Raw genomic sequence first — 24,619 nt, forward strand, 5'->3', positions numbered from 1 at the left:
GAAGTGTGGATACCGTCTTATGGAGCAAAACCCGCAGTCACAGCTTAAGCTACTTGTCACCCGTGGTAAGGAGCAAGGCTATCTGACCTATGCTGAGGTCAATGACCATCTGCCGGAAGATATCGTCGACTCCGACCAGATCGAAGACATCATCCAGATGATTAACGACATGGGCATCCAGGTTCTTGAAGAAGCTCCTGACGCCGATGACTTAATGCTGGCCGAAAACCGTCCTGATACTGACGAAGATGCAGCCGAAGCTGCTGCTCAGGTGCTTTCCAGCGTTGAATCTGAAATTGGACGTACCACTGACCCCGTGCGCATGTACATGCGTGAAATGGGTACCGTTGAACTGTTGACCCGTGAAGGCGAAATCGACATCGCTAAGCGTATCGAAGACGGTATCAACCAGGTCCAGTGCTCCGTTGCCGAATACCCAGAAGCCATCACTTACCTGCTCGAACAGTACGATCGCGTTGAAGCGGGCGAAGCGCGTCTGTCTGATCTGATCACTGGTTTCGTTGATCCGAACGCAGAAGAAGAGATCGCGCCGACTGCCACTCACGTTGGTTCTGAACTGACGACTGAAGAGCAAAACGACGACGACGAAGACGAAGATGAAGACGACGACGCTGAAGACGACAACAGCATCGACCCAGAACTGGCGCGCCAGAAGTTCACCGAGCTGCGTGAGCAGCACGAAGCCACGCGTGCTGTCATCAAGAAAAACGGCCGTAATCACAAAAGCGCCGCAGAAGAAATTCTGAAACTGTCCGACGTCTTCAAACAGTTCCGTTTAGTACCAAAACAGTTCGACTTCCTGGTTAACAGCATGCGTTCCATGATGGATCGCGTCCGTGCTCAGGAACGTTTCATCATGAAAGTCTGTGTTGAACAGTGCAAAATGCCGAAGAAAAACTTCGTCAACCTGTTCGCCGGCAACGAAACCAGCCAAACCTGGTTTGATGCCGCTCTGGCTATGGGCAAACCATGGTCTGAGAAGCTGAAAGAAGTGACCGAAGAAGTGCAACGCGGCCTGATGAAACTGCGTCAAATCGAAGAAGAAACCGGCCTGACCATCGAGCAGGTTAAAGATATCAACCGTCGTATGTCCATCGGCGAAGCGAAAGCGCGTCGTGCGAAGAAAGAGATGGTTGAAGCAAACTTACGTCTGGTTATTTCTATCGCCAAGAAATACACCAACCGTGGTCTGCAGTTCCTTGATCTGATTCAGGAAGGTAACATCGGCCTGATGAAAGCCGTTGATAAGTTTGAATATCGCCGTGGTTATAAGTTCTCAACTTATGCGACCTGGTGGATCCGTCAGGCTATCACCCGCTCCATCGCCGACCAGGCGCGTACCATCCGTATTCCGGTGCATATGATTGAGACTATCAACAAACTCAACCGTATTTCACGCCAGATGCTGCAAGAGATGGGCCGCGAGCCGACGCCGGAAGAGTTGGCTGAACGTATGCTGATGCCGGAAGACAAAATCCGTAAAGTGCTGAAAATCGCTAAAGAGCCTATCTCCATGGAAACGCCAATCGGCGACGATGAAGATTCGCATCTGGGTGATTTCATCGAGGATACCACCCTCGAGCTGCCACTGGATTCGGCAACCTCAGAAAGCCTGCGTTCTGCAACGCACGACGTTCTGGCCGGTCTGACCGCGCGTGAAGCTAAAGTGCTACGCATGCGTTTCGGTATCGATATGAACACCGACCACACGCTGGAAGAAGTGGGTAAACAGTTCGACGTTACCCGCGAACGTATCCGTCAGATCGAAGCTAAGGCTCTGCGCAAACTGCGTCACCCAAGCCGTTCTGAAGTGCTGCGCAGCTTCCTCGACGACTAATCGTTAGATTAAACGTCATTAAAAAGCCCCGCGATGGTGATGCCGTCGCGGGGCTTTTGCTTTTCAGCCAGCTCAATCTGTTACGCGTTTAGCGCGTCATACAGCTCGCGGTAAGACGCCGTCAGCTCATCCAGCGTCGCGCGATTCAACCCGCTTGGGTTCGGCAACACCCAGACTTCCGTCTTACCGATTTTTATCTCCTGACGTCCCCAGCTTACTTTGCTGATACCAAACGCCTTACTGAACGCCTGCTTGCCCAACACGGCCAGGGCACGCGGCTGATAGCGTTCAATCTTAGCCGTCAGCGCCGCCCCGCCCTCGCGCAGCTCATCGCGCACCAGCTCGGTAGCCTCCACTGTCGGGCGCTCAACCAGCATGGTGATGCCACACCGCGTGTCCAGCAGGTGCTGCTCCTCTTCCGGCTTCAGCAAACGCTCGGTGAACCCCGCCTGATGGATAACTTTCCAAAAGCGATTATTAGAGTTAGCGAAATGGAAACCGTGATGCGCAGTCGAAAGGCCGGGGTTGATCCCACAGAAAACCACGCGCAAATCCTCGGCAATAATATCGGTAATCATAATGCATCCCTAAGACGTATTTACCTGAGTTATCGCAAAAAAACGCTTGAATGACAACAGTCTACAATTGCACATAAAACGCGCATACAAACAGAACACCAGTAGACCTGTAACAGCAACTTACCGTATAATCCCGCCCCAAGGCCCCTTAGCTCAGTTGGTTAGAGCACGCGACTCATAATCGCTTGGTCGCTGGTTCAAGTCCAGCAGGGGCCACCAAATAAAACAAGGAGTTAGATGAGGAATCGTCTGACTCCTTTTTCGTTTTATACGAATTGGGTCAGGTAATGGGTCAGGTAAGGAATTACCTCCCCTCCTTCTTCATCCCGCTGCCAGCATCTCCGGATAGTGCGTCGCCACGATATCATTCATTTTTTCTGTCAGGTCGCACCGCTTAAACGTGATGTGCCCGGTTCCTTTCTGGAAATAACGTATACTGAATAAATTATCTTCGTAAACATCCTTCGAAGGGTTATCCCGGATATGATCCATCAGTCGGGTAGTAATATCACCACGATTATCAGGGATCGGTTTACCATCCAGCAGAAACAGCATTCGTTCCAGGTCTGCGAGTTGATCACGTCGCCATCCCCAGTTAAGACTAAATCCCCAGCGGTTATGCGTCACCAGATTGTTAATAATGATCTTCTTCCCAAAACTACAGGGACTATTGGTTTTATAATCCCATGACAGCCCTTTGAAGACATTGATGATACCGCGTTCAAAGACATCCCTTTTATTAAGATGTAACTGCTTAAAGGTACTGAGGATATTGGCTTCGCTGATGGCAGGAAGGTCACCCTCCTCCAGGGTTTTATGCAACTGGTCACGAGCCTGGGCATCCATCAACGCCATCATGCCAGACTTCAGCATCAAGTCGCGCCAGATACTGCGGTCTATATTACGCGTAATGGCGGGCATTGCTTTCTCAGATGGCTCGGTTAGCCAGCTGTCATAGCGGTGCCCGGATTTCATGGCCCAGTCCTGTGCCGTTCCCCCGCCCACTTCTGAAGTAAGGCGGGATACCGCATCAAGCTGCTGTATCAGTTGCTCAATCTGAACCAGTGCCGCATCACGCCCTGACACAGTCCGTTCAATATTAGTTAAGAGGATAAGTTCACTGTGATCCGTTAATACATCGGGTTCTGTTTGCATCGTTAATCATCCATAAAAGCAAACGCGCCTGCCAATAGTGGCTGGCGCATTATGCGATCAATATAAAAAGGGGAAGGTTTGGAGATAAAAATCAGGAATAAGACTCGAAGAATTCAGGTGTTGATTAGGCTGGTTGCGCGTCTGGCTCTGAGGATGTCGATAGCGGTGAGAAATGGAGTCTGATCCTGCCAGGTAAATCCTTTTCGGTCAGTGCGAATCAGCTCATATCTCTCTACCAGAAAGTTAATGGCATCCATCAGTGTGATACCAGCATCAATATGTTCCTGAATCACGGATTCATTAATAAAGGGAGTGTCGTCCAGTCGCAGACCATAGTGCTGGTCTAACAGGCGAGTCAGCAACATTTGCCAGACAGCCACGGGTGGCGGACATGGCTTCGCCACCCGCGGGTTTATTGCAGGATGAGTTTTCATTTTTTCTCTCGTTTGAATTAAAGGGGTTTAGTTTTGGGCGGGATAAATAACGATATAAACATAGCCATATGAACCGAGCCAGCCAGCCTTACAGAAGTCCATTTTCAGCAAAGGACGCTATGTGCCTGCCACCCACGATGAAGTGGTCAAGGACACGGACATCAACTAATCCGAGGGCCTGAATCAGGCGCTGGGTAATGACCTTATCTGACTGGCTGGGCGCGATATCACCAGAAGGATGGTTATGGGCAAGGATCACCGCTGCGGCATTAAAATAGAGTGCGCGTTTTACCACCTCACGAGGGTGAACTTCTGTACTGCTGATGGAGCCGGTAAATAAGGTTTCCCAGGCAAGCAGTTGATTCTGATGGTTGAGATACAACACCATAAACTCTTCCCGCTCACATCCGGCCATTCTCAGACACAGCCAGTCACGGACTGCACTTGTTGAAGTGAAAGCGACTCCCGGTTGATGTAAATAGTGACTGAGTAATTCAAAGGCTTTATCAACAGTACGCTGCACATGTAGGGGCAGTGATGGGGAAGAAAAATCGACTGTGTTTTCCATAAATAGGTCCTCAATCGAGGAGTGGTCAATAGAGAGTGATTGTCAGGGGGTCGGGATGTGAATCTGCCTGACTCAGTCATCGGTATTCATTGGCCTAGTTCAGGAAATGTATTGAGTTGCCCGTGTAGCCTTTAAGACTGGCTGAGTGTGATGATGAGGCTGAGATATATCCAGGCCCTGAAAAAGAAAACCCCTGCCACATCAGTGACAGGGTAAATCAGTGTTCGAAGATTATTGTGCTTCCTGATAGCGGATGTCCTTGCACTCATTTATACCATCAAGCTCTTTACGGATATTCTCCGCTGATGGACTGAAGCTCCCGACCTTGTCATCATTGATGTAGATATCAAACTTCGATGCCTGACTCAGGGCTTCAATAAAAGAAAACCAGGCATTATCGGCACCTCGCCAGCCAAGAGAGGAAGGGACTGGATACTGACTGTCTCCTGTCACCAAGGTAATGGTCTTATCCTCTTCATGTGAGTTAGCCCCCTTGCCTCCAGGAAGCGTGATATACACGCTATGCTGAAGGTTATCCTCCTCATCCGGATTCGTAGTACAGCTTACATTCAGAACCGTCTTTTCCGGGCTGGTGATAATGTACTCCGTCACGCCCATGGCAAAATTATTAGTCCACATGTTAGGTATCGCACTGGCAGGCGCTGCACAGAGCATCATGCTGGTTGCCAGTATTACTGGTATCAGTCTCATTGGTATCTCCATATTGGTGAGTCAGAAATTATCTATATCTAAATTGCGTCAATTAGCCCCTCGTTATTTGAGGTATGAATAAGCATAAGTGACGCGGTATTTTTGCCGAAACGATATTCAGTCTGTACAGACTGAATAAATATGATATCGCTGAACAGGTATTCTCACGCCGTCTGATGATAAATGTCGAAATATTTATCCGGTCAGACGGACCTTCTAGTTTGTCTTATCTTTTGTCCATTTTGGACGATTGCCATTAGAAAACGATTTAGACAGCGACCAGTACTCGATCGGGAAACGCTTGACGAGCTCGCCGTTAAGGCGAACATCAATGGTGCGATACTGGCCGTTATTCATGGTTCCTTTGCTGAAATAGGCGTTGCTACTGCAGGTTCCCGTATCGTACTGATTCCAGCCTTTTTCTGGTTTAGCCACAACATAAAAATCCCCTAATGCACAACCGTTGGTGGATTTACGGTTCACAATCGCAACCCGGTTAGTGGCTGCAAGAACAATAGAACAGGTACTGTTTTTTCCGCCACAGACATCCCATAGCACGCGTCCCTTAGGATCTTTGAATGACCAGATAGTATCAGGCGGTATATCACTACGGGCGAGGGAAGGAAGGCTAAACCCCAGTCCTGAACTCAGAGCAAGAACAGCAATCATTTTTTTCATGGTTATATTCTCAGATAAGTAAAAGTTGTATTTCTTCCTGTCAGCGACTTTACCTGACAGAAAAAACTGTTTAAGAGCAAACACCTGAGTCAGCAGATACTGTAGATAGCCTGCTGACGGTAGTGTTTCGTAAAAACAACAATCTCTCCTTATGGTCGCAGTCTACTCAGCACAATGATGGCTGCTGGTATCGGCATGACATGTGAGGGATAGCGCATCACGGACGGAATCGAAATGCGGCAGTGCCTGGATAAAGTCAGGCCGGGTTGAAAGCAGGCTGAAATCCTTGTGTGGAATAAAGGTGGCTCTCAGGACTGTCACGGTATGGATATTTTCTAGCGGGTAAACCGCAATACGGCCCTGTAACTCACCCACCAGATACCAGTGACCATACAGTGAAATAAGCCGGTATGGAGCCAGCCCTTCGCAACGCATCCCCTCTGCCAGCAATATGACTCGCTGACGGGTTGAGATAGCACTGACCAGACGATAAAAAGTGAGTGAGCCTGAGGGAGGAATTGCATTTGCTGGCTGCCATACCAGGCAGGGCATGTCATCGGCATTCAGCAGAGCACCGGCCAGCCTTCTGTCGAAACCGGGGAAAGCATCAGCCAGCCCCGTACGGTGAGCAAAGGTCAGTACATCAAATTCCCCCTGGGCCCCGCTATTTCCTGAGCGCAAACGACAATGTCCCTGGTGATACTCCAGGTCGAGGTACATCAGACGTTCATGAAAATCCCGCCTTAAGGTACGAACGGACACGCCAAACTCAGCAGCAAGTTTGGTGACGCTCAGAGTTTCACCGGTGACAAGACGACAGATGATAAGTGACAGCCTGACAGCCAGCCGGTCATGGCGACGTTCTGCCTGTGTCATGGGAGGGACTCCATTCAGATTAACTGACTGAAAATTTAAGTGATTACTTTAAAGAAGGTGCCGGACAGGGTATGGACATCATGAAAACTATTTTTTCTTTTTGCGGAAGTGAGAGATGGTGTGCCTTAAGGAGGTATTAGCTGGATTTAGCATCAGCGAAGATAAGCGTATGTGGACAGGTTATGTCCCCCGTAAACAATCCATTAACAAGTTTCGAGAAAAGATATTTTCGGCTTTTATGCAATCTGCTCCATCAGCGTTTCCGCTATCACCCAGAGCGCCCGGTTAAGTTTCACATCGCCATCAATACCACGCACAGCCCGAGTATGAGTACGTTTCCCCGTGATATTACGCCCGGACAGCCCGCCTTTAATCAGGTTCTCCTGAATACGCTGATACGTGGTCCACAAATCATTGCTCTCGTCCTGCCAGCGCCGGGGCGCAAGTACCTGAGATGCCGTCACAGGCTGGTGGTCCTCACCGAAACGATAGGTCAGTGCAGCCTGAGCCAGCGCCTGCTGTGCCGGTGGGGGCAACATCAGGGATTGCATGGCATCCCGTTTCTCCTCAACGCGGTCAAAAATCCCCAGCACCTCATAGGCCCCTTCAATCACCTGACTCACCACATCTCCCTTATGCGGTACCCGTACCTCACCAAAGGTTTCACCACAGACAAGCCCGTTCTGGCACACCGCCCGGAATAATCCCGGCAGCATCTGATAGGAGCTGGAGCCGTCATGGGAGTTGAGCAGAATGATTTCAGGGACCTGTTTCCCGGTAATTTGCCCCGCCCGACGCAGGCGTAACATATGCTTGGTATGCTCACGACGCCCGGGGTCTCGTACCCGGGTCTGACAGGCAAAGAACGGCTGAAAACCTTCCTTCTGCAGACTGTCGAGCAGCGATATGGTTGGAATGTAGGTATAACGTTCACTCCGGGACTGATGTTTATCCTCACAGAAGACACTGGGCACCACGCGAAATAACTCCTCATGGGTTAAGGGGCGGTCACGACGGATAAGGTTTGCTGCGCCAAAGCGCGAAGCCAGACGGGTCATATTCAGTTCCTTTATTTTGAAAATAAATAAAATCAGGCCCCGTCGCATTCAGCGACGGGGCCTGAAGAGAGGAGCGTTACATCTTCAGAAGAAAAAATCCCACAGAGAGCGGGCAACACGGACGACAATATCCCGTATCGCCTGGATGACATTTCGGGTGGGAGCGGATACCGCAGATGAGCGGGCAACGGTATCAAGCATATCGCCCACAGTTCGTCCAAATCGCTCCCGGGCCTGCCCTCTGATATTTTCCGTACGTAACGACTTATGCAGCCGGGAGGTCACAGGGCTGGTGGCTTTATCCGGCAGGCACGCCATCATCACCGAGACCATCGCGGCAATTCCCCAGCGGGTTCGCGCTGAGACGGCACAAAGCGGATGGATGGGCGCAAAGCGCTGGCGGATATCCTCCAGCTTCAGGCTCAGATTATGCCTCTGCGGTACCGAAGGACTATCGAATGCAGATGCTCCCTGCGGGAGCGGTTCAAACCGGTCTACCTGACTGACCACAAACAAGACTTTGTCCCGGTACGGGCCAATCACCTCCCGATAGAATTTCTCATCAACCGACAATGCCCGGTCGTCAGCCTTGATAACCCACAGAACCAAATCCATCTCCGGCAGCAGAGACTGATAGAGTTCCGCATACTGACGGTCTCTGACCTCGCTTTCCCCCGCACCGGGTAAATCGATTATCATCAGACTGTGCTTATCTGCTTTAAGCCGAAAGCGTAAAGCATCACGTGTACAGGCCAGAACATCACTGACCGGTGAGACCTCGCCACTGAACAAGGCATTACACAGGGACGACTTCCCGGCCCCGGATTTTCCGGCGATACCGATTACGGGTTCGTAATCAGTGAGACTCTGCAGGCGTTCAAGAATACGGTTACGAATAGCAGGAGGCAGACCGGATAGCGCACGCTCTATCGCTGCCGGAATAGGTAATTCATGCATGATTCTATTTCCTCTGAACATGAAAAAGACTAACTAGAAAGTCAGTCTTTGAAGAACATCATGCAAATGAAATATATCTGAATTTTTTTAAAATAAAGGAAAAAATCTTACACTCTACGGTTCATTCTTGTCATATTCATGTTCAGTTATGGTGACTCCTATTTTTAGTACTACCGCCAGTGAAAGTCAGTTTTTATCTTGCATAGATAACAGGGGGATATCCTGAAGGATCCTCATAAAATTCAGTAAACCAATATCATATCGGTATATCGTTGCCGTAATTTCTTCAAACCTGAGCCTAGCAATAGGGTTTTCAATATTAGCGGAGCATACCTAAATATATTCTCGCCAACTTTAATAGCGAAATAACTCGCCTGTATTTCACTATATTTGTCTGATATTTATGATGTATCCTTCCTTTTTCAAGGCTGAAACCACTTAACCACATAATAATACTGACTAAAGCCGCGATCAGGCTAAACACCGCGACCCGCTCAACTGAATGGTTAGCTCTAAGCCTTAACCCGAATCCTCAGTGAGGATTTTTTCATCCTGAAAATTTTGCTCGATTTGCATTCTGCGGCTGTATAACTTCATCACCTGTTTAGGGGAAAATTCTGTGCTATTTGTAAAAATAAACCAGGGTGATTTTCCCACTGTATGGGCTTTAGTTGTCACCGATGGCCTGGGCGCTCTTTCCTTTGAACGTTTGAATTTACGGCCTTTAGGCTTACTTTTATAAAGATAAAAATGGCCTTCATGTTGTGCTTTTTTACTTCGCCCCAGCAGACCTTCACCCAGATAAGTTGCTGTTGTTGATGTCTTTATGCCTGAATTAATTACCTTTTCCCATCCATCACCAACATTGTAATAGTGATTACCCAGCACCCGACAAATATAAGTCCAGCCACGAGAACTGACCTGTTGAAACCACCACCCCTGAAAACCGGCATCGGTAATAACAATGACATGAGTTTCGGGTGTAAAGCACTCAGCAAGCGACTCAAGAAAATATTCATGCACCTCAGGATTCGCCGTCTGCGATGACGGAACGACATAACTCATCAATGGTAAAGAGCGACCATCACATGCCAGGCTCGCCTGCAGGAGTTGGAAACGCGAGGCATGATAAGCGCTCCAGTCAATGAGTATCACAGCACGGGACATTCCCTGCGTGATTTTCTGCGTAACACGCTGAAAAATTATGGAAATCTCATTTTATAAATGAGTATTCCCCAGCAGTCTATCTACACGCTTTATTTTGTTTTTAACCGATGCCGTTCCGGTTAAATGACGTCCAATACTGGTAAGCGTAAGAGATGCACCATTTATTACAGCACTGGTTGCCTCAATCAGTGCTTTTTGACGATAAAGATGCAGAGGCTCCAGTATATTTTTAAAAAAATTTCGGCATAATGAACGCGCAGACATAGTGGTGATTTCCTTGAAATTGTTATTACAATCAATTAGATCGCAACATACTATGCATGTCTCCTTTTCTGTGGATTTGTCAGGGGATATCCCCCCTGTTATCTATACAAGACAAAAAATTACTGGAGATCCTCAATGGGGGGCACTAAAAATAGGGAAGTCTACAAAATCACAGTCATCATGATTTTACAAACATAATAAAATAAATAATTAAATAATATTAATAGGTAATTCCTATCTTAATGAGATAGTAAACCATTGCATATGATGTAAAAATGTTAATGGATGTCACAACCTATTTTCGGAAAAATAAATGAACAAAATATACAAATTAGTCTGGAATGTGGCCCATGGAGAATGGGTTGTTTGCTCAGAACTGGGTCGCAAGACAAAATTAGGCTCATTGCGTAGTTCATTGATTATTGGTGCTTTACTCTTATCTCAAAATGCAATTTCAGCCGAGTGTAGCACGAATGCTAACGGCACGATCACTGTAAATAATTCGATCAATACTGCGGGATGTAGCGTTGAATCTATAGGCAGTGAAATAGGCAATACTAGTATTTGGAATACCGGTATCCTGCAATATAGTCAGGGAGTCAACCGAAACATCACTATTTTAAATGACTTAAGTTTTACGATAAAAGGCAGTGCGGGGATTGCAGTTGGTGGTACTAGCCCAGCCTATGTTTCTACTTTTGATGCTTCAAATAAGACAATAGATCTTACTATAGCTAATCTTGATACTAATGCCGCTAAACCGGAAGGTGATAATATAGCGAAGGTAGGGGTTGGTTCATCACATGGGGCTACTGTAAAAATAGGAACAATGAACCTAACGATGCTGTCTTTACCAAACGGGACATCATATAGCGAGAGATTTGAACATTACGGAGTGGTAGCCGGATCAAGCGTAAATGCGGGTGAACAAGAGAACTTCAATGGAATGTATTCACGTGCGCTATTTGATAACTTAGATATCAATATGGCCTCTACGAACAATACGGGGTTTTTAGCTAGTTCGTATCCATTGGTCGTTGGTATCAGGGCTATTCAAGGCGCATCTCGTAACTCGGGGAACGGTGCCGCAGGATATGTGAGTGTATCCGATACACTTAATCTCAATATTAAGAATGGCAAGAATGATGCTATTGGGATTTACATATCAGGTTCGGAAATTAATAACGTCACCCCTCAGGTACACCTCCATGACAGTAATATAAAGATAGTTAGTAGCTCATCTCGCGCTAATGCCATACGGTTAGGTAAAAGTGCTGCGATAGGTACCGGAGAGGGGCAGTTATACTCCAGCGGTAAAATGTTCCTGGATACAACCGAAGCACCTAATGATGCCAGTATTGATATCATCTGGCAGGGTGCTTTATTAGATGCTAATGAAAATACATCCCGTACTGAAATAAAATCAGGCAAAGAGGCTATAACTATTAGCGGTAATGCCAGTCAGGCTACAGCTAAAACAATCACTAATTTTAACAATCTCATCGTGAATAAGACAGGTAACAATGGTTCCGATCTTATTAATGTTGCCGGTGGGCAGAATTTATACCAGTTGAGTGTGAGAGGGGAAGATAGCAATCTCATTTCTAATAACGGAAAGGATGCCTATATTCTGGATGTGGCTGGTTCAGCCTCCAGCGCAAGTAACGTTCTTTTCAATTTTTCTCAAGGGAGAATGCAAGGTCTGATCAATACATCTAATGCATCAAAATTGGATGTTAATATTGCAGACGATGCGACTTGGCAATTAGAAAAAAATGCCAGTAGTACTACCGCTAGTTTCACTACCTTGAATCTTAACAATTCGTCCCTGATCGCACATGACGTTAACAATGGGAATTCGACGGGAAATAATAGTATTTCCTCATTTACTCTCAAGGGTAATGTGCTGGCGAAGAACTCTGAAATAGATATGGCCAATGGGGTAGCTGGGGACCATCTAACCATCGACGGGAATTTCACTACTGGTGGTAATACATGGCTGATGGACTCGTACCTTACTGGAGAAGGAGTAAGTACCAATAATGGAGGGGATGGTAAATCTTATACGGATACTGTCACAATCACTGGTGATACTATTGACCGTGGTTATGATTATGTATGGATTAACAACCTTAACATGAACAAGCCAACAGGCCAGGAATCACTTGAACTTATAAAGGTCAATGGTCAATCAGATGGCGAGTTTCTGCTGCAGCGCAGGGTTGTAAAAGGGAATTATGAGTACCTGCTGAATAAACATAGCGATGATGGGGCTTGGTACCTGGAAAGCTTCGCAATGAAAGGTGAAACCGGGGCAACAGGTGAAACCGGGGCAACAGGTGAAACCGGGGCTACGGGTGAAACCGGGGCTACGGGTGAAACCGGGGCAACAGGTGAAACCGGGGCTACGGGTGAAACCGGGGCAACAGGTGAAACCGGGGCTACGGGTGAAACCGGGGCAACAGGTGAAACCGGGGCAACAGGTGAAACCGGGGCTACGGGTGAAACCGGGGCAACAGGTGAAACCGGGGCTACGGGTGAAACCGGGGCTACGGGTGAAACCGGGGCTACGGGTGAAACCGGGGCTACGGGTGAAACCGGGGCAACAGGTGAAACCGGTGCTACGGGCGGAACTGGCGGCCATACCCCTGTATTACGGCCAGAGAGTGCAAGCTATGCCGCGAATGCCTGGAGTGCTAATCATATGTTTAATATGACGTTGCATGATCGTATTGGTGAAAGTGGATTAGTGAAAACCACTGCTGAAGATGAATTAGCCTCGTCGCTATGGATTCGCTCAACTGGGAAACGGACAGAAAGTAATAGTTCTGGTCAATTAGATACTCGAATTTATGACACTACTATTGAATTAGGTGGCGATATTGCGCGTTGGGATACTAATCAACAACGATATCATTTGGGTCTGATGGCTGGGTACGGTAATAGTAATAATAAGACAACCTCTTCAGTGACGGATTATCAATCGAAAGGGAAACTTTCAGGCTATAGCGTTGGTATGTATCTCACTTGGTTCGAGAATGCCCTTGATAATTCAGGATGGTATACCGACAGTTGGTTACGCTGGAATGACTTTAATGCCAGTGTCTCGGGAGATCAGTTATCTAAAGAGGACTATAAGCTTCGTGGCATTACTGGTTCTCTTGAATCTGGTTATGCATGGCGTGTAGCTGGCAATGATAAAACCAGTTTCTGGCTGACTCCACAGGCCCAGGTTACCTATTTAGGTGTTACCTCAAATGATTTCACTGAAAAAACAGGTACTAATATTAAAGGAAACAAAGATGCGGTTGAATCTCGTCTGGGTGTACGGGCCAGTACTACGACCCATACAAGCGGGACCTTCATTCAGCCGTATGTTGAGCTTAACTACAGGAACTTAAACCGTTTACAAAGTCCAAATCTTGATGGACAACGTGCAGCGGCTATAGGTGGTAAAAATTCGTTCGAAACGAAAGCAGGGGTTGAAACAACAATTAGCGATAATACCAGACTTTGGGCTAATGTTTCCTATGTAACAGGAAATAAGGATTTCAATTCATATCAAGGGATGATTGGTATTAACGTTAAGTTTTAATTAACTATGGTAAGGGAAAGGAATCCCTTGCCACATTCTGAAAAAATTTGAATATAATTTTGTCATCTGAATAATTAAATTCTTTCTGATGGAGGAGCGGATTCAGCAATATTTGATTGTTCATAGAAAAGCAAATTTTCACAATCGTAAACCGGAAAAACTATAATAAACTACACGTTATACATAGTGTGTACAATTTTTCGACGTAGATTGATGTCTATCACATTATTGAGAATTTCGCTGAGAGTTATTTTTAACATTGGTTGTCATTGAGACCGCATATTTTTGAGGTAAAAATGTCTCCATTACAGATTTTAATTTTGACGCAGGATTCATATCTGAAGATTGGCTTATCTTTCTTGATAAAAGAACTAATTGGGCAAGTTCCAGTTCGTATTAGTGACGGTGTCGATCTCTTCGACGAGCAACTGTTTGGAATGTGTGATTGCTTTATAATTAATGATAGAGTGACATGGGATATACTTAACCATCCTTTAATAAAGAAATACGAAAATTGTAGAGAAAGAAATAGAATAATTATTCTTTCTGCTGAGATAAATGAATTCAAAAAATCTTTGGAACATATTCTTTTAAATTCAATGAGGCAAAAAATTTTTTTTAATAATATGAAGGGATCACATAATATAAAAAAATTAACTGCAAAAGAATGTGGTATTCTTTCATCTTTAATTTCAGGCAAAAAAATAATAACGATAGCCAAAGACTTTAATTGCTCGACTAAAACCGTTTATGCACATAAATATCATATATTGGAAAAGCTCGGATTTAGCTCAATAAACCATCTTATCCTTTTTTTAAATAATACTGAAAAATTACAAAAATATAGGAAAGCCCCTACAATGAAGGACATAAATAATGTTTAATAATCGGTTTCAGTCAACTGATTTTATTATTATATGGATTTCTAATCTTGGTGATATCGCTGCAGCATTTGGACCAGAGACCCATCTGCAATGTATATCAGTGGTACGGCAAAGGTTAATAGACGGCGGATTGCCAGCTGTTGCTATAGAGTTGCAGGATGAGGTTGTTACTATAGATCTATCTATGCTGCCAACAAATGTGTTATCCGAAGTTACCCATGTAGAAAACTACTCTACCGATCGACAGGAGGATAAACTTGCACAATTTCTTTTCGCTATTGTCGGTGCAGAGTGCATTGATACAATTCAAGGCCAAGTTTATCTACGCGTTGAAGTTAAATTTCTACGGATCAATGGTACACAATACGGATTTACGGATCGTAGTTCATTCCTTGCTGAGCAATCCACGCGACGACCAGCACTAGTACCAGGAATATTGACTGCTTGGTGTCAACGTTTTCGTTCCGATATGAAACACGCCGCTAATCTATTGAATGGGCTACGTAACGGATCGTTAATACTTGTATTCCAGCCGATTGTTCATTTTATTAATGGGGAAACTGTATGTATATATAGCGAAGCTCTATTACGTCATATTGCAGAACCTACATATGCTCCAGAAGATGCTATAAATGCACTAGAAAGACTGAAACTCATTTCTCACCTTGACTATAGTGTAGTCAGTACCATTCTTCAACTCTTGCGCTATCAGCCTAATCAACATATTGCGGCTAATATCTCTGCGGTATCACTAAATAATAACGCGTTTTGGCATCATCTGATAGAACAGCTAGAAGAAATGCCAGATATAGCGAGCCGCCTGATCCTCGAGATTACGGAAACTGCAGAGATTAGTAAAATTAGCGACGCAATAAGACTATTGGGACTCCTTAAAAAGACAGGAGTTCGCATTGCTTTAGACGATGTTGGCACAGGGATGACTACGCTGGAGTTTATAGCGATAGCCCATGCTGATATCATTAAAATTGATCGTTCCGTATTGCAACGTTCTTCAATATCTTGCTCCGGTGTAGAGAGCTCTGAACTAGCAAACCTCGTATGTCTGTGCAAGAACTATGCAGGTTTGGTTGTAGTTGAGGGGATAGAAACATCTGAACAATTAAATCAAGCAATTGGTCCTGCGCGTGCTAATGGTGTTCAGGGATATTTAATCAGTCGGCCAGAAGTTCAGGCTGGATGGATGAAAACGGCTCCATGCCATGTCGTGGATGTTTATAATCAGTTTTTATCATCCCAACTTGAGGTGATTTTAAGAAATTAAAGACGCTGTACACGATTTTTCAGTGCGACATGAGGCTGTTCCTGTGATTGTTTCAGCCAGTATGCAGTAAGACGTGCGAAGAAACCTGCTGTCTTATCAGCAGTTCCCTACCCGACTGTGTGTTGAGAACAATTTCAGGGTACAAACTGTCGGGGACAACGTAGCCACGGATTATCCGTAAGAGTGAATCGTGAGGTTCAATCTGAAACTGTCCCCCGCAGGTTGTGAAGGGTAATTCCTCTATTTTTAGCGGAGGCGATAAGTAGAATCAGTTCATGTAATGAATATTCTGCATCGGTGTAAAACCATTCAGTGCCATGTTCGGTCGTTCGTGATTATAGAACCATTGCCATTTTGTCGCATAGTCCTGCAATTCATTCAATGATGAAAACAGGCTCTGTCCCAGCCAGTCATAGCGTATTGTCCGGTTATAACGCTCAATATAGGCATTCTGCTAAGGTTTGCCCGGCTGAATAAAATTGAGTCGAATATCTTGCTTTTCAGCCCATGTTATCAGTGTATTACCTATATACTCTAGACTATTATCACAACGAATTGAAGCCGGTTTTCCTTTCCATTTAATGAGCTGCTCCAGCGTTCTTATGACAAGGATAGCTGGCAGGGAAAAATCAACCTCAATAGCAAGGCTTCACGATTGAAGTCATCAATCACATTGGGTAAACGGACAGCCTGGAACAAGAGTTCCGACTTCAGCTTGTTTAAGAATGGCGATGATCTGACTGTCAGTAAAACGTGATCGTTGAGCTTAGCTGCCCTTCGGGTCATAGAAATCCTTTTTAAATCAAGTTAGTAGAAAATTATACTTATGAACATACCGATTTTTCGAGGGGATTTCCGGGAGGGGGTCAAAAAGCTCTTCATACGGATATTGGATAGGGAACAAATAAGACTCAGCATATGCTCTGATGCAAGGGAAAAATAGATACTTAGTTGTCATTAATAATGTATAAAAAAATGATAAATGATCTTGACCCTCCATCTCCGAACAGCTTTTGTATCTTAAGTTAACGATGTCCGCTGCCGCCGGTATTCCCTCGGGGAGTGATATCCCAGCGCGCTGTGCGGGTGGTTTTCATTGTAATGCGTGAACGCTACTGCAAGGTTTCGCAGTGCTGTTCTCACATCCGGTTTTGGCATGAACGCGATATAGTCTTCTTTCATCGTTTTCACGAACCGTTCGGCCATGCCATTACTCTGCGGGCTGCTCACCGCTGTTGTGCAGGGCTCCAGATTCAGCTCTCTCGCGAACCTCCGCGTTTCATACGCGGTATACGCTGAACCGTTATCCGTCAGCCACTGCACCGCTGTGTCGGGCAACCTGTCGCCGAAGCGCTTTTCCACCGACCTCAGCATCACATCCTGCACGGTCGAACTGTCATAGCCTCCCGTGCTTGCTGCCCAGTCTATGGCCTCACGGTCGCAGCAGTCCAGCGCGAACGTTACCCGCAGTTTTTCGCCGTTGTCGCAGCCGAACTCGAAGCCATCTGAACACCAGCGCATATCGCTTTCTGCCACCGCTATCTTGCCCTTATGTTCACGCTTCGGTCGCTCTGGTTTGTGATGCAACAACAACAGGTTATGCTCGCTCATTATCCTGTAAAGCCGTTTGGCATTCACAGGTGGCTGTCCCTCTGTGCGACGTTGCTTGCGCAGGATGCCCCACACGCGTCGATAACCATAACTCGGCATATCGCTGATAATGTTGAGGATAGCCGACAGTATTTCTGCGTCTGCTTCTTCATTACGCCGGTTACAGCGCCTGTCCTGCCAGTCGGCAGAACGGTTAATCCGCAGTGACAGTTGCGCACGCGACACGCCCATGGTCCGGCTGACCATGGCTATTCCCCGTCCTTTGGCAACAAGGGCGCGTGCGCTATCCATTTTCGCGACTGACCGTACTCCACGGCTTCTTTCAGGATCTCAACTTCCATCGTTTTCTTGCCCAGAAGGCGCTGAAGCTCCCGGACCTGCTTCAGAGCAGCAGTAAGCTCAGAAGCAGGAACGACTTCCTCTCCAGCCGCAACGGCGGTGAGGCTGCCTTCCTGATATTGCTTCTTCCACTTAAACAGCAGGCTGGGCTGGATACCATGCAGGCGGGCGACATGGGAGACATTCATACCCGGCTCCATCGTCTGCTGGATAATGGCGATCTTCTCCTGAGGAGTTTTACGTTTACGGACTTCTTGCCCTAACAGGATCCCGGTCATCTCAAAATTGGCGTTAGTGTTAGACATATATTCAAGCCTATCTCTTATCTGGAGATACAGCTACTGTCCGGTGTTTCAGGGGGCTACATCATAAAAAAATGATAAATATCAATCTATTATTAGATATTTATATGTTTTTTAGATCATAAATAATACAAAAAAACAGTACGCAGTGTATGATTCTTAGACTATATTTTGATCTAATTAAAAATAATTCTAATATTGTTGTGGGTAAGGAAACTAACTATGCACCAATTAGACATAAATGATAAATATGAAAAGATTGCTATTCTGCGTGATGAGATGAAGAAAAAAACTTCAGGGGTAATGGTAGTTGAGGGTGGGGAGGTTGGTGTCGCAAGGATATCAAACGTTGGTGTTGGAGTCGACTCTTTCTCATTTTATTGCGAAGATAGTTTTATAATAAATGAAGTCATTGAACTTAAACTGTATAGTGATATAGGTCAAATAAACATTTTATCCAAGAGCATAGGAAGATATGGTGCCCAAGGGGAATATATGGAAGCCAGCATACCTATCAAAATGATTATTACTCAACGCCGTAAAGAACGGCGATTTACCCTGAGAAAAATTGACAATTTCTATTGCTATGGTAAGTTCAGAAACGGTGAGAGCTATAGATATGATATCTCTGATATATCATTGGGGGGATGCGCTCTAATAAGTTTTCAACCAAATATGCGATTTTTAGTTGATGGAGGTATCCTGAAAAATTCAGTAATTTCCCTCCCAAAGAAGGTAAGCTTGAATATCTCATTAAGGATAGCATCTATTTCATATAACACTATCATACATGACGATAAAATAATTAATTTCGTAACTAAAATATCTTGCGAGTTTCTTTTTCAAAATGACTATCAACGTAATACCATAAATCAGGTAATATTAGACTTAACCAATAATATCCGGAAGGGACATAATAGATACTATTAGTTGAGCCTATCCGTAATTTTGTGTAACTGTCACTGTATTAAAGGTGACGGCTCAGACGGTCACTAAACTCGATTATAAAACGACTCATTGCCAGTCGCCAGTTCTGGATCGGCATATTCCATGATCCTACCCAGCAATAGTGGATACGCAATTAAGTGAGTAAACTCTCAACCAGAGGTGACTCATGACAAAACTAGCATCAACAAATAAAAAGCCCCGCAAACAGCACACGTCTGAATACCGCAACGAAGCCCTAAAGCTTGCGGAACGCATTGGCGTCGCTGCTGTCCGCCAAGCTCAGTCTTTATGAATTGCAGCTCTATACCTAGCGTAGTAAGCAACAGCAACAAATGACCTCTTCAGAACGTGAAAGTGAGGTGGCCGCAAAAAATGTCCGGTTAAAGCGACAGCTGGCGGAACAAGCTGAGGAACTGGCTATCCTCCAAAAGGCAGCGACATACTTCGCGAAGCCTGAAATGGTAATTCCTCTATTTTTAGCGGAGGCGATAAGTAGAATCAGTTCATGTAATGAATATGCTGCATCGGTGTAAAACCATTCAGTGCCATGTTCGGTCGTTCGTGATTATAGAACCATTGCCATTTTGTCGCATAGTCCTGCAATTCATTCAATGATGAAAACAGGCTCTGTCCCAGCCAGTCATAGCGTATTGTCCGGTTATAACGCTCAATATAGGCATTCTGCTAAGGTTTGCCCGGCTGAATAAAATTGAGTCGAATATCTTGCTTTTCAGCCCATGTTATCAGTGTATTACCTATATACTCTAGACTATTATCACAACGAATTGAAGCCGGTTTTCCTTTCCATTTAATGAGCTGCTCCAGCGTTCTTATGACAAGGATAGCTGGCAGGGAAAAATCAACCTCAATAGCAAGGCTTCACGATTGAAGTCATCAATCACATTGGGTAAACGGACAGCCTGGAACAAGAGTTCCGACTTCAGCTTATTTAAGAATGGCGATGATCTGACTGTCAGTAAAACGTGATCGTTGAGCTTAGCTGCCCTTCGGGTCATAGAAATCCTTTTTAAATCAAGTTAGTAGAAAATTATACTTATGAACACACCGATTTTTCGAGGGGATTACCGATATCGATTTGAATCCCAAAATCGGCGCAAACTGGCAGAAAAAGGGAGAGCAAAAAGTTATTCCTACACCAGGAAAAAATGAAAAGCATTACCTTGCCGGGATCCTTTATGCCGGAACTGGACGAGTGGATTATGTCAGTGGGGCAAGTAAAAACTCAGATTTATTTATAAGGATGTTAAGTCATTTAAAAAGCACATATCGAAGTGCAAAAACGATCACGCTGATCGTGGACAACTACATCATTCTCAAGAATAAAAAGACGCTGAAGTGGCTGAAGGAAAATGCTAAATTTATTATTATTTATCAGCCAGTTTACTCCCCGTGAGTGAACAAAATAGAGTTGCTTTGGCTGCCGTTACACGAAACGGTAACGCGTAACCACCGTTGCCGGACAATGTGGCAATTACTGAAAAACGTCCGGCAATTTATGAAAGCCACATCACCTTTTCCCGGCAATAATCATAGGGTAAAAAAAGTGGAGCGTTAATAGGCGCAGTTATTTAGTATGCTAATTTTTTATTCAGGGAAAGCTCGTTTCACTTACCATTCGATACCCTCAAATTAAAAATTTAGAGCGATAGGAGACAATTTTGACACTGAGAAATTACCTCAACCCCTTAGACACTATTTTTAGTTGATTTTTTTATGATATCCTGATCAACAACTGTTATAAGTGAACGGGATATCAAAAAATTAATAATCTCCGTAGCCTTCGATGTGGCAGATGGATTTGTGCCAAATGTCAGTAGTTCACGTGCTGAATGGTAAGCGATCGGATATAAACCTATTTCAATTGCGTTGACCATTATCTCATAATCAATCCAGTTATCGTATATCACATTATCAAGGAAGAGAAAGTTACCTATTGGTTTTTTTATTTCCTTAGCCATTTTAGCGAACCTAAATGCCAAGTTATTTTTCCCAAGTGAACGATATATTCTTGCCAAATGGTATAAACTTTCTGCCCTGAGGGGATTTTCTTCAAAGGCCTCTAGTAAAAAAGGGATAGCATCTGAAATTCTCCCTGAACGCTCATGAATAAGGCCAATTCTAAGCAGACTAAAATACCGTTCTTCTGTGAAGCCGGACAACTTCAGGCGCAGTAGATACCATTCAATAGATCTACTATACAACTCAGACCTGTTTTTCTCATCCTGCACTGCAGCATCATGGTATGACTGTGCGCAATAAAAAGCATATCTGGGCATTAAATCTTGTTCTTTACACTGATGATATGCTGTTGCTAATATCTCTGCATCGCGATGATACTTTCTACATGTATTGTTACGCGATCCAGTACGCCCTGAAATGATGAAATGGTCGCTATTAATAGTTCCGGTATCATGGTATTTATCTTCAAGATACTCATGTAACACACCACGCCATTTGAATGATAATCCGTTGCGGACGAGTAGTTTCCTGTAATAAGTGACAGAATGTGTTTCATTACTCATTTTCAGGAAATAACTATGATGGGTTAGATTAGATGTATCAACTGTTCCCTCAATTCTGTCGTCTGCGTCGAAAAAGAGTATATAGTCAGACATGCCATCGCATCGGTTTAGTGCCAAGTTTCGGTTATGTGAAAAATCAATCCATTGATCGTGATATAATTTACCAGGTACCTTCCTTTGCGCAAAAAACTCCCTAATCAGTTTGGGAGTATTATCTGATGAACCAGTGTCACAAATGACCCACGATGAAATCGGTATTTTATCTAAAATATTAGAAAGGGTCTTTTTTATAATGTGCGATTCATCTCGCACAATCATGTTAAGGCAGATTGTGACCACAACTGTTCCTTTTTTGGAATCCGGGAGTGTGATTATATACCAATTATCTCTAATGAGGTTGAGATATATATGTTATCGACAGGGTTTATCTATTTATTTTATCAAGTTACACATTGTTTCTTTAAAAATTACCTGAATAGAATCTAAATAGATTATATGGACATCGACCCAATGCAAGTAGAGCTGCCCTTTCCCTTACAATGTAATTACATGATCTTACCCGCCAATAGTGGACACGCGACTAAGTGAGTAAACTCTCTACCAGAGGTCGATCACATGACAAAATCCGTATCAACCAGTAAGAAGCCACGTAAGCAACATACGCCTGAATTTAGCAACGAAGCCCTAAAGCTTGCGGAACGCATTGGCGTCGCTGCTGTCCGCCAAGCTCAGTCTTTATGAATTGCAGCTCTATACCTAGCGTAGTAAGCAACAGCAACAAATGACCTCTTCAGAACGTGAAAGTGAGGTGGCCGCAAAAAATGTCCGGTTAAAGCGACAGCTGGCGGAACAAGCTTAGGAACTGGCTATCCTCCAAAAGGCAGCGACATACTTCGCGAAGCGCCTTAAATGAAGTATGTCTTTATTGAAAAACATCAGGCTGAGTTCAGCATCAAAACTATGTGTCGCGTCCTCCGGGTGGCCCGCAGCGGCTGGTATGTCTGGTGTAGTGGATCACAAAATCAGGACACTGGAATAACCTGTTTCCATTTTTCCTCATGCAAACATGGGGGTAAACCGCCGTTGTTGGTGTGAGGTCGATATGCATTGTAGTAACCATTTATCCATTGGTTTATATCGCTCACTGCATGACTAAAATAACCATACCCCCCTTTCGGGATCCATTCGCTTTTAAGGCTGCGAAAGACCCTTTCCATAGGGGAATTATCCAGGCAGTTCCCTCTGCGGCTCATGCTTTGTATTACGCCATAGTGCCAGAGCAACTTTCTGTATTTGTTGCTTTTATATTGAACGCCTTGATCTGAATGGAACAGTAGACACCCATTATGTGATCGTGTTTCCAGCGCATTACGCAAGGCTCTACATACCAGAGCTGCATCAGCGGTTAATGAAAGTGCTGAACCGATAATTCGGCGTGAATATAAATCAACGACAAGCGCCAGATAGCACCATTTTCCCTGCAGGCGAATAAAACTGATATTGTAAGTATCCCTGTTTTAGTTCCAGACACTTTTTGAGGTTTCCGGTTTTTGACCTCCTCCCAATATCCGTACCAGGCTAAACTAGAGATCCGGACCTTTTGACCTCCTCCCAATATCCGTACCAGGCTAAACTAGAGATCCGGACCTTTTGACCTCCTCCCAATATCCGTACCAGGCTAAACTAGAGATCCGGACCTTTTTGATGACTTCGGGCAAATTCTGCCGGAGTCAGATTATTTAACGAAGAATGTGGGCGAAAGTGATTATATTCCTGCCGCCAGCATTCAATTTTCTCTTGAGCATCTTCCAAAGAAAGGAACCAGTGTACGTTCAGACATTCATCCCTCAGGCTGCCATTAAATGACTCTATAAAGGCATTATCCGTAGGCTTTCCGGGCCGTGAGAAGTCCATCGTCACCTGATTTTCATAGGCCCAACGGTCCATCGATTTAGAGATAAACTCGCTGCCGTTGTCTGTCTGCAGCCTTTGCGGAACACGCCCCCACGACAGCTTCAACCGCTCCAGAACAGCCACAACATTCTCGCCCCGTAACCCCTGACCGACTTCGATCGCCAGACATTCCCGACTAAAATTATCGACTATAGTTAGCGCCCTGATCCGACGCCCGTTGAACAGGTTATCAGCAACGAAATCCATGCTCCAGCACTGATCTGCAACAAGCACCTGAGGCCGTCCTTTCCGGTGTCTGGCGGTCACATGCCGGCGTGGGCGTTTCGAACGCAGGTTGAGCCCCTCAAGGCAGTAAATACGGTGTGTTTTCTTATGGTTAACCAGCCAGCCCTCACGGCGCAAAAGAATATGAATGCGCTGGCAGCCATAACGGATACGCGTTTCTGCAATTTCCCGTATCCGTTGGGTAATAGCCCTGTCGTCACGATGACTACAGTAATGATAAACCGTGCGACTCTGCATTATCAGACGGCATCCTCTGCGTACACCGATACGGTAGGCCGCCAGCAGATATTCAACTGCTTCCCGCTTCTGCGGCGGCCTCAGAACTTTTTTCGAATGACATCCTGCAGCATCTCCTTGTCCAGACTCAGATCGGCGACGAGACGTTTGAGGCGCTGATTCTCTTCCTCAAGCTGGCGAAGACGGCGTAATTCCGTGACGCCCATGCCGCCAAATTTCTTCTTCCAATTGTAAAATGTCGCCTCAGAAATCCCCATCTTTCTGCAGACTTCCTCGACACGAGTGCCGGTTTCAGCCTGTTTGAGTGCAAAAGCAATTTGTTCCTCGGTATAACGCGTCTTTTTCATAACGAATGACCTCTTTTTGGACGGAAAA

17 protein-coding genes, 1 tRNA gene and 7 pseudogenes are annotated in these 24,619 nt (G+C 45.2%); 9 read left to right on the forward strand and 16 right to left on the reverse strand.

Features of this window, described 5'->3' with window-relative positions:
- The first annotated feature begins 19 nt into the window (after positions 1–19).
- Entirely contained in the window at positions 20–1,858 is a 1,839-nt protein-coding gene (rpoD, locus tag V2154_RS19025; RefSeq protein ID WP_353503460.1) for an RNA polymerase sigma factor RpoD, read from the forward strand.
- An 80-nt stretch (positions 1,859–1,938) separates the two neighbouring features.
- Here rpoD and mug read toward each other — a convergent pair whose 3' ends face one another.
- A complete protein-coding gene (gene mug / locus V2154_RS19030; RefSeq protein ID WP_353503461.1) occupies positions 1,939–2,436 on the reverse strand; it encodes a G/U mismatch-specific DNA glycosylase in 498 nt (165 codons plus the stop codon).
- A gap of 142 nt (positions 2,437–2,578) precedes the next feature.
- On the opposite strand from mug, the gene V2154_RS19035 reads away from it, so the two are divergent.
- Positions 2,579–2,655 (forward strand) — tRNA-Ile (locus tag V2154_RS19035).
- Between the two features lie 102 nt (positions 2,656–2,757).
- On the opposite strand, the gene V2154_RS19040 is transcribed toward V2154_RS19035, so the two are convergent.
- From V2154_RS19040 to V2154_RS19080, 9 genes and pseudogenes are all read right to left on the reverse strand, one after another.
- Positions 2,758–3,591 (reverse strand): DUF4942 domain-containing protein, encoded by an 834-nt coding sequence (locus V2154_RS19040; RefSeq protein ID WP_353503462.1) that lies wholly within the window; start codon positions 3,589–3,591, stop codon positions 2,758–2,760.
- A gap of 113 nt (positions 3,592–3,704) precedes the next feature.
- Entirely contained in the window at positions 3,705–4,025 is a 321-nt protein-coding gene (locus tag V2154_RS19045) for a TA system toxin CbtA family protein (protein WP_020303469.1), read from the reverse strand.
- A gap of 88 nt (positions 4,026–4,113) precedes the next feature.
- Positions 4,114–4,593: a JAB domain-containing protein gene (locus tag V2154_RS19050; protein WP_008814954.1), complete on the reverse strand. Its 480-nt coding sequence runs from the start codon at positions 4,591–4,593 to the stop codon at positions 4,114–4,116.
- A gap of 231 nt (positions 4,594–4,824) precedes the next feature.
- Entirely contained in the window at positions 4,825–5,304 is a 480-nt protein-coding gene (locus tag V2154_RS19055; RefSeq protein ID WP_020303468.1) for a YfjT/YkfB family phage-associated protein, read from the reverse strand.
- 216 nt (positions 5,305–5,520) lie between these two features.
- Positions 5,521–5,982, reverse strand: a complete 462-nt coding sequence (locus tag V2154_RS19060) for a hypothetical protein (RefSeq protein WP_008814951.1) — start codon at positions 5,980–5,982, stop codon at positions 5,521–5,523.
- 162 nt (positions 5,983–6,144) lie between these two features.
- Complete coding sequence (locus V2154_RS19065) at positions 6,145–6,858, reverse strand: helix-turn-helix transcriptional regulator (RefSeq protein ID WP_008814950.1); 714 nt, start codon at positions 6,856–6,858, stop codon at positions 6,145–6,147.
- Positions 6,859–7,094: 236 nt separating this feature from the next.
- Entirely contained in the window at positions 7,095–7,916 is an 822-nt protein-coding gene (locus V2154_RS19070) for a DUF932 domain-containing protein (protein ID WP_008814949.1), read from the reverse strand.
- Between the two features lie 84 nt (positions 7,917–8,000).
- Positions 8,001–8,873: a GTPase family protein gene (locus tag V2154_RS19075; RefSeq protein ID WP_008814948.1), complete on the reverse strand. Its 873-nt coding sequence runs from the start codon at positions 8,871–8,873 to the stop codon at positions 8,001–8,003.
- A 242-nt stretch (positions 8,874–9,115) separates the two neighbouring features.
- Positions 9,116–10,304, reverse strand: a pseudogene (locus tag V2154_RS19080) (IS4 family transposase).
- Between the two features lie 313 nt (positions 10,305–10,617).
- On the opposite strand from V2154_RS19080, the gene V2154_RS19085 reads away from it, so the two are divergent.
- The 3 genes from V2154_RS19085 (at position 10,618) to V2154_RS19095 (ending at position 16,065) form a co-directional block, all read left to right on the forward strand.
- Positions 10,618–13,899: an autotransporter outer membrane beta-barrel domain-containing protein gene (locus V2154_RS19085; RefSeq protein WP_108168499.1), complete on the forward strand. Its 3,282-nt coding sequence runs from the start codon at positions 10,618–10,620 to the stop codon at positions 13,897–13,899.
- Between the two features lie 296 nt (positions 13,900–14,195).
- Positions 14,196–14,783: a helix-turn-helix domain-containing protein gene (locus V2154_RS19090; RefSeq protein WP_008814943.1), complete on the forward strand. Its 588-nt coding sequence runs from the start codon at positions 14,196–14,198 to the stop codon at positions 14,781–14,783.
- Positions 14,776–16,065, forward strand: coding sequence for an EAL domain-containing protein (locus V2154_RS19095; RefSeq protein ID WP_020303466.1), 1,290 nt, complete (start codon positions 14,776–14,778; stop codon positions 16,063–16,065). The genes V2154_RS19090 and V2154_RS19095 overlap by 8 nt, the downstream gene beginning before the upstream one ends.
- A 268-nt stretch (positions 16,066–16,333) precedes the next feature.
- On the opposite strand, the pseudogene V2154_RS19100 reads toward V2154_RS19095, so the two are convergent.
- Both V2154_RS19100 and V2154_RS19105 read right to left on the reverse strand, forming a co-directional pair.
- Positions 16,334–16,758 (reverse strand): annotated as a pseudogene (locus V2154_RS19100) (integrase core domain-containing protein); the annotation flags it as partial.
- Positions 16,759–17,085: 327 nt separating this feature from the next.
- Positions 17,086–18,293, reverse strand: a protein-coding gene (locus V2154_RS19105) for an IS3 family transposase (RefSeq protein ID WP_089617520.1) whose coding sequence is annotated in 2 segments (ribosomal slippage) — positions 17,086–17,972 and positions 17,972–18,293 — 1,209 coding nt in all. Because the reading frame shifts where the segments join, the coding sequence is not laid out codon by codon here.
- A gap of 246 nt (positions 18,294–18,539) precedes the next feature.
- On the opposite strand from V2154_RS19105, the gene V2154_RS19110 reads away from it, so the two are divergent.
- Both V2154_RS19110 and V2154_RS19115 read left to right on the forward strand, forming a co-directional pair.
- Positions 18,540–19,247, forward strand: a complete 708-nt coding sequence (locus V2154_RS19110; RefSeq protein ID WP_008814940.1) for a PilZ domain-containing protein — start codon at positions 18,540–18,542, stop codon at positions 19,245–19,247.
- 184 nt (positions 19,248–19,431) lie between these two features.
- Positions 19,432–19,719: pseudogene (locus V2154_RS19115) on the forward strand (IS3 family transposase); the annotation flags it as partial.
- A gap of 44 nt (positions 19,720–19,763) precedes the next feature.
- On the opposite strand, the pseudogene V2154_RS19120 reads toward V2154_RS19115, so the two are convergent.
- Positions 19,764–20,188 (reverse strand): annotated as a pseudogene (locus V2154_RS19120) (integrase core domain-containing protein); the annotation flags it as partial.
- Between the two features lie 146 nt (positions 20,189–20,334).
- Between V2154_RS19120 and V2154_RS19125 the strand changes: the two are divergent.
- Positions 20,335–20,841, forward strand: a pseudogene (locus V2154_RS19125) (IS630 family transposase); the annotation flags it as partial.
- A 130-nt stretch (positions 20,842–20,971) separates the two neighbouring features.
- Here V2154_RS19125 and V2154_RS19130 read toward each other — a convergent pair.
- Entirely contained in the window at positions 20,972–22,147 is a 1,176-nt protein-coding gene (locus V2154_RS19130) for a tetratricopeptide repeat-containing glycosyltransferase (protein ID WP_008814938.1), read from the reverse strand.
- A 276-nt stretch (positions 22,148–22,423) separates the two neighbouring features.
- On the opposite strand from V2154_RS19130, the pseudogene V2154_RS19135 reads away from it, so the two are divergent.
- A pseudogene (locus V2154_RS19135) lies at positions 22,424–22,816 on the forward strand (IS3 family transposase); the annotation flags it as partial.
- A 14-nt stretch (positions 22,817–22,830) separates the two neighbouring features.
- On the opposite strand, the pseudogene V2154_RS19140 reads toward V2154_RS19135, so the two are convergent.
- Together V2154_RS19140 and V2154_RS19145 are read right to left on the reverse strand one after the other, a co-directional pair.
- A pseudogene (locus tag V2154_RS19140) lies at positions 22,831–23,310 on the reverse strand (IS3 family transposase); the annotation flags it as partial.
- 181 nt (positions 23,311–23,491) lie between these two features.
- Positions 23,492–24,591 (reverse strand): IS3 family transposase gene (locus tag V2154_RS19145; protein WP_088732386.1). Its coding sequence is split into 2 segments (ribosomal slippage): positions 23,492–24,330 and positions 24,330–24,591, totalling 1,101 coding nucleotides; the frame shifts between segments, so codons are not numbered across the junction.
- Positions 24,592–24,619: the final 28 nt, after the last annotated feature.

The sequence above is a fragment of the Ewingella sp. CoE-038-23 genome, assembly GCF_040419245.1.
GTDB lineage: Bacteria > Pseudomonadota > Gammaproteobacteria > Enterobacterales > Enterobacteriaceae > Ewingella > Ewingella allii.

What these genes read in the sequence shown, in the direction of transcription:
- V2154_RS19070 (WP_008814949.1), bottom strand. Translation starts at nt 7,916, where the DNA reads ATGACCCGTCTGGCTTCGCGCTTTGGCGCAGCAAACCTTATCCGTCGT.
- V2154_RS19045 (WP_020303469.1), bottom strand. Translation starts at nt 4,025, where the DNA reads ATGAAAACTCATCCTGCAATAAACCCGCGGGTGGCGAAGCCATGTCCG.
- V2154_RS19090 (WP_008814943.1), top strand. Translation starts at nt 14,196, where the DNA reads ATGTCTCCATTACAGATTTTAATTTTGACGCAGGATTCATATCTGAAG.
- rpoD (WP_353503460.1), top strand. Translation starts at nt 20, where the DNA reads ATGGAGCAAAACCCGCAGTCACAGCTTAAGCTACTTGTCACCCGTGGT.
- V2154_RS19065 (WP_008814950.1), bottom strand. Translation starts at nt 6,858, where the DNA reads ATGACACAGGCAGAACGTCGCCATGACCGGCTGGCTGTCAGGCTGTCA.
- mug (WP_353503461.1), bottom strand. Translation starts at nt 2,436, where the DNA reads ATGATTACCGATATTATTGCCGAGGATTTGCGCGTGGTTTTCTGTGGG.
- V2154_RS19085 (WP_108168499.1), top strand. Translation starts at nt 10,618, where the DNA reads ATGAACAAAATATACAAATTAGTCTGGAATGTGGCCCATGGAGAATGG.
- V2154_RS19075 (WP_008814948.1), bottom strand. Translation starts at nt 8,873, where the DNA reads ATGCATGAATTACCTATTCCGGCAGCGATAGAGCGTGCGCTATCCGGT.
- V2154_RS19055 (WP_020303468.1), bottom strand. Translation starts at nt 5,304, where the DNA reads ATGAGACTGATACCAGTAATACTGGCAACCAGCATGATGCTCTGTGCA.
- V2154_RS19110 (WP_008814940.1), top strand. Translation starts at nt 18,540, where the DNA reads ATGCACCAATTAGACATAAATGATAAATATGAAAAGATTGCTATTCTG.
- V2154_RS19060 (WP_008814951.1), bottom strand. Translation starts at nt 5,982, where the DNA reads ATGAAAAAAATGATTGCTGTTCTTGCTCTGAGTTCAGGACTGGGGTTT.
- V2154_RS19095 (WP_020303466.1), top strand. Translation starts at nt 14,776, where the DNA reads ATGTTTAATAATCGGTTTCAGTCAACTGATTTTATTATTATATGGATT.
- V2154_RS19050 (WP_008814954.1), bottom strand. Translation starts at nt 4,593, where the DNA reads ATGGAAAACACAGTCGATTTTTCTTCCCCATCACTGCCCCTACATGTG.
- V2154_RS19040 (WP_353503462.1), bottom strand. Translation starts at nt 3,591, where the DNA reads ATGCAAACAGAACCCGATGTATTAACGGATCACAGTGAACTTATCCTC.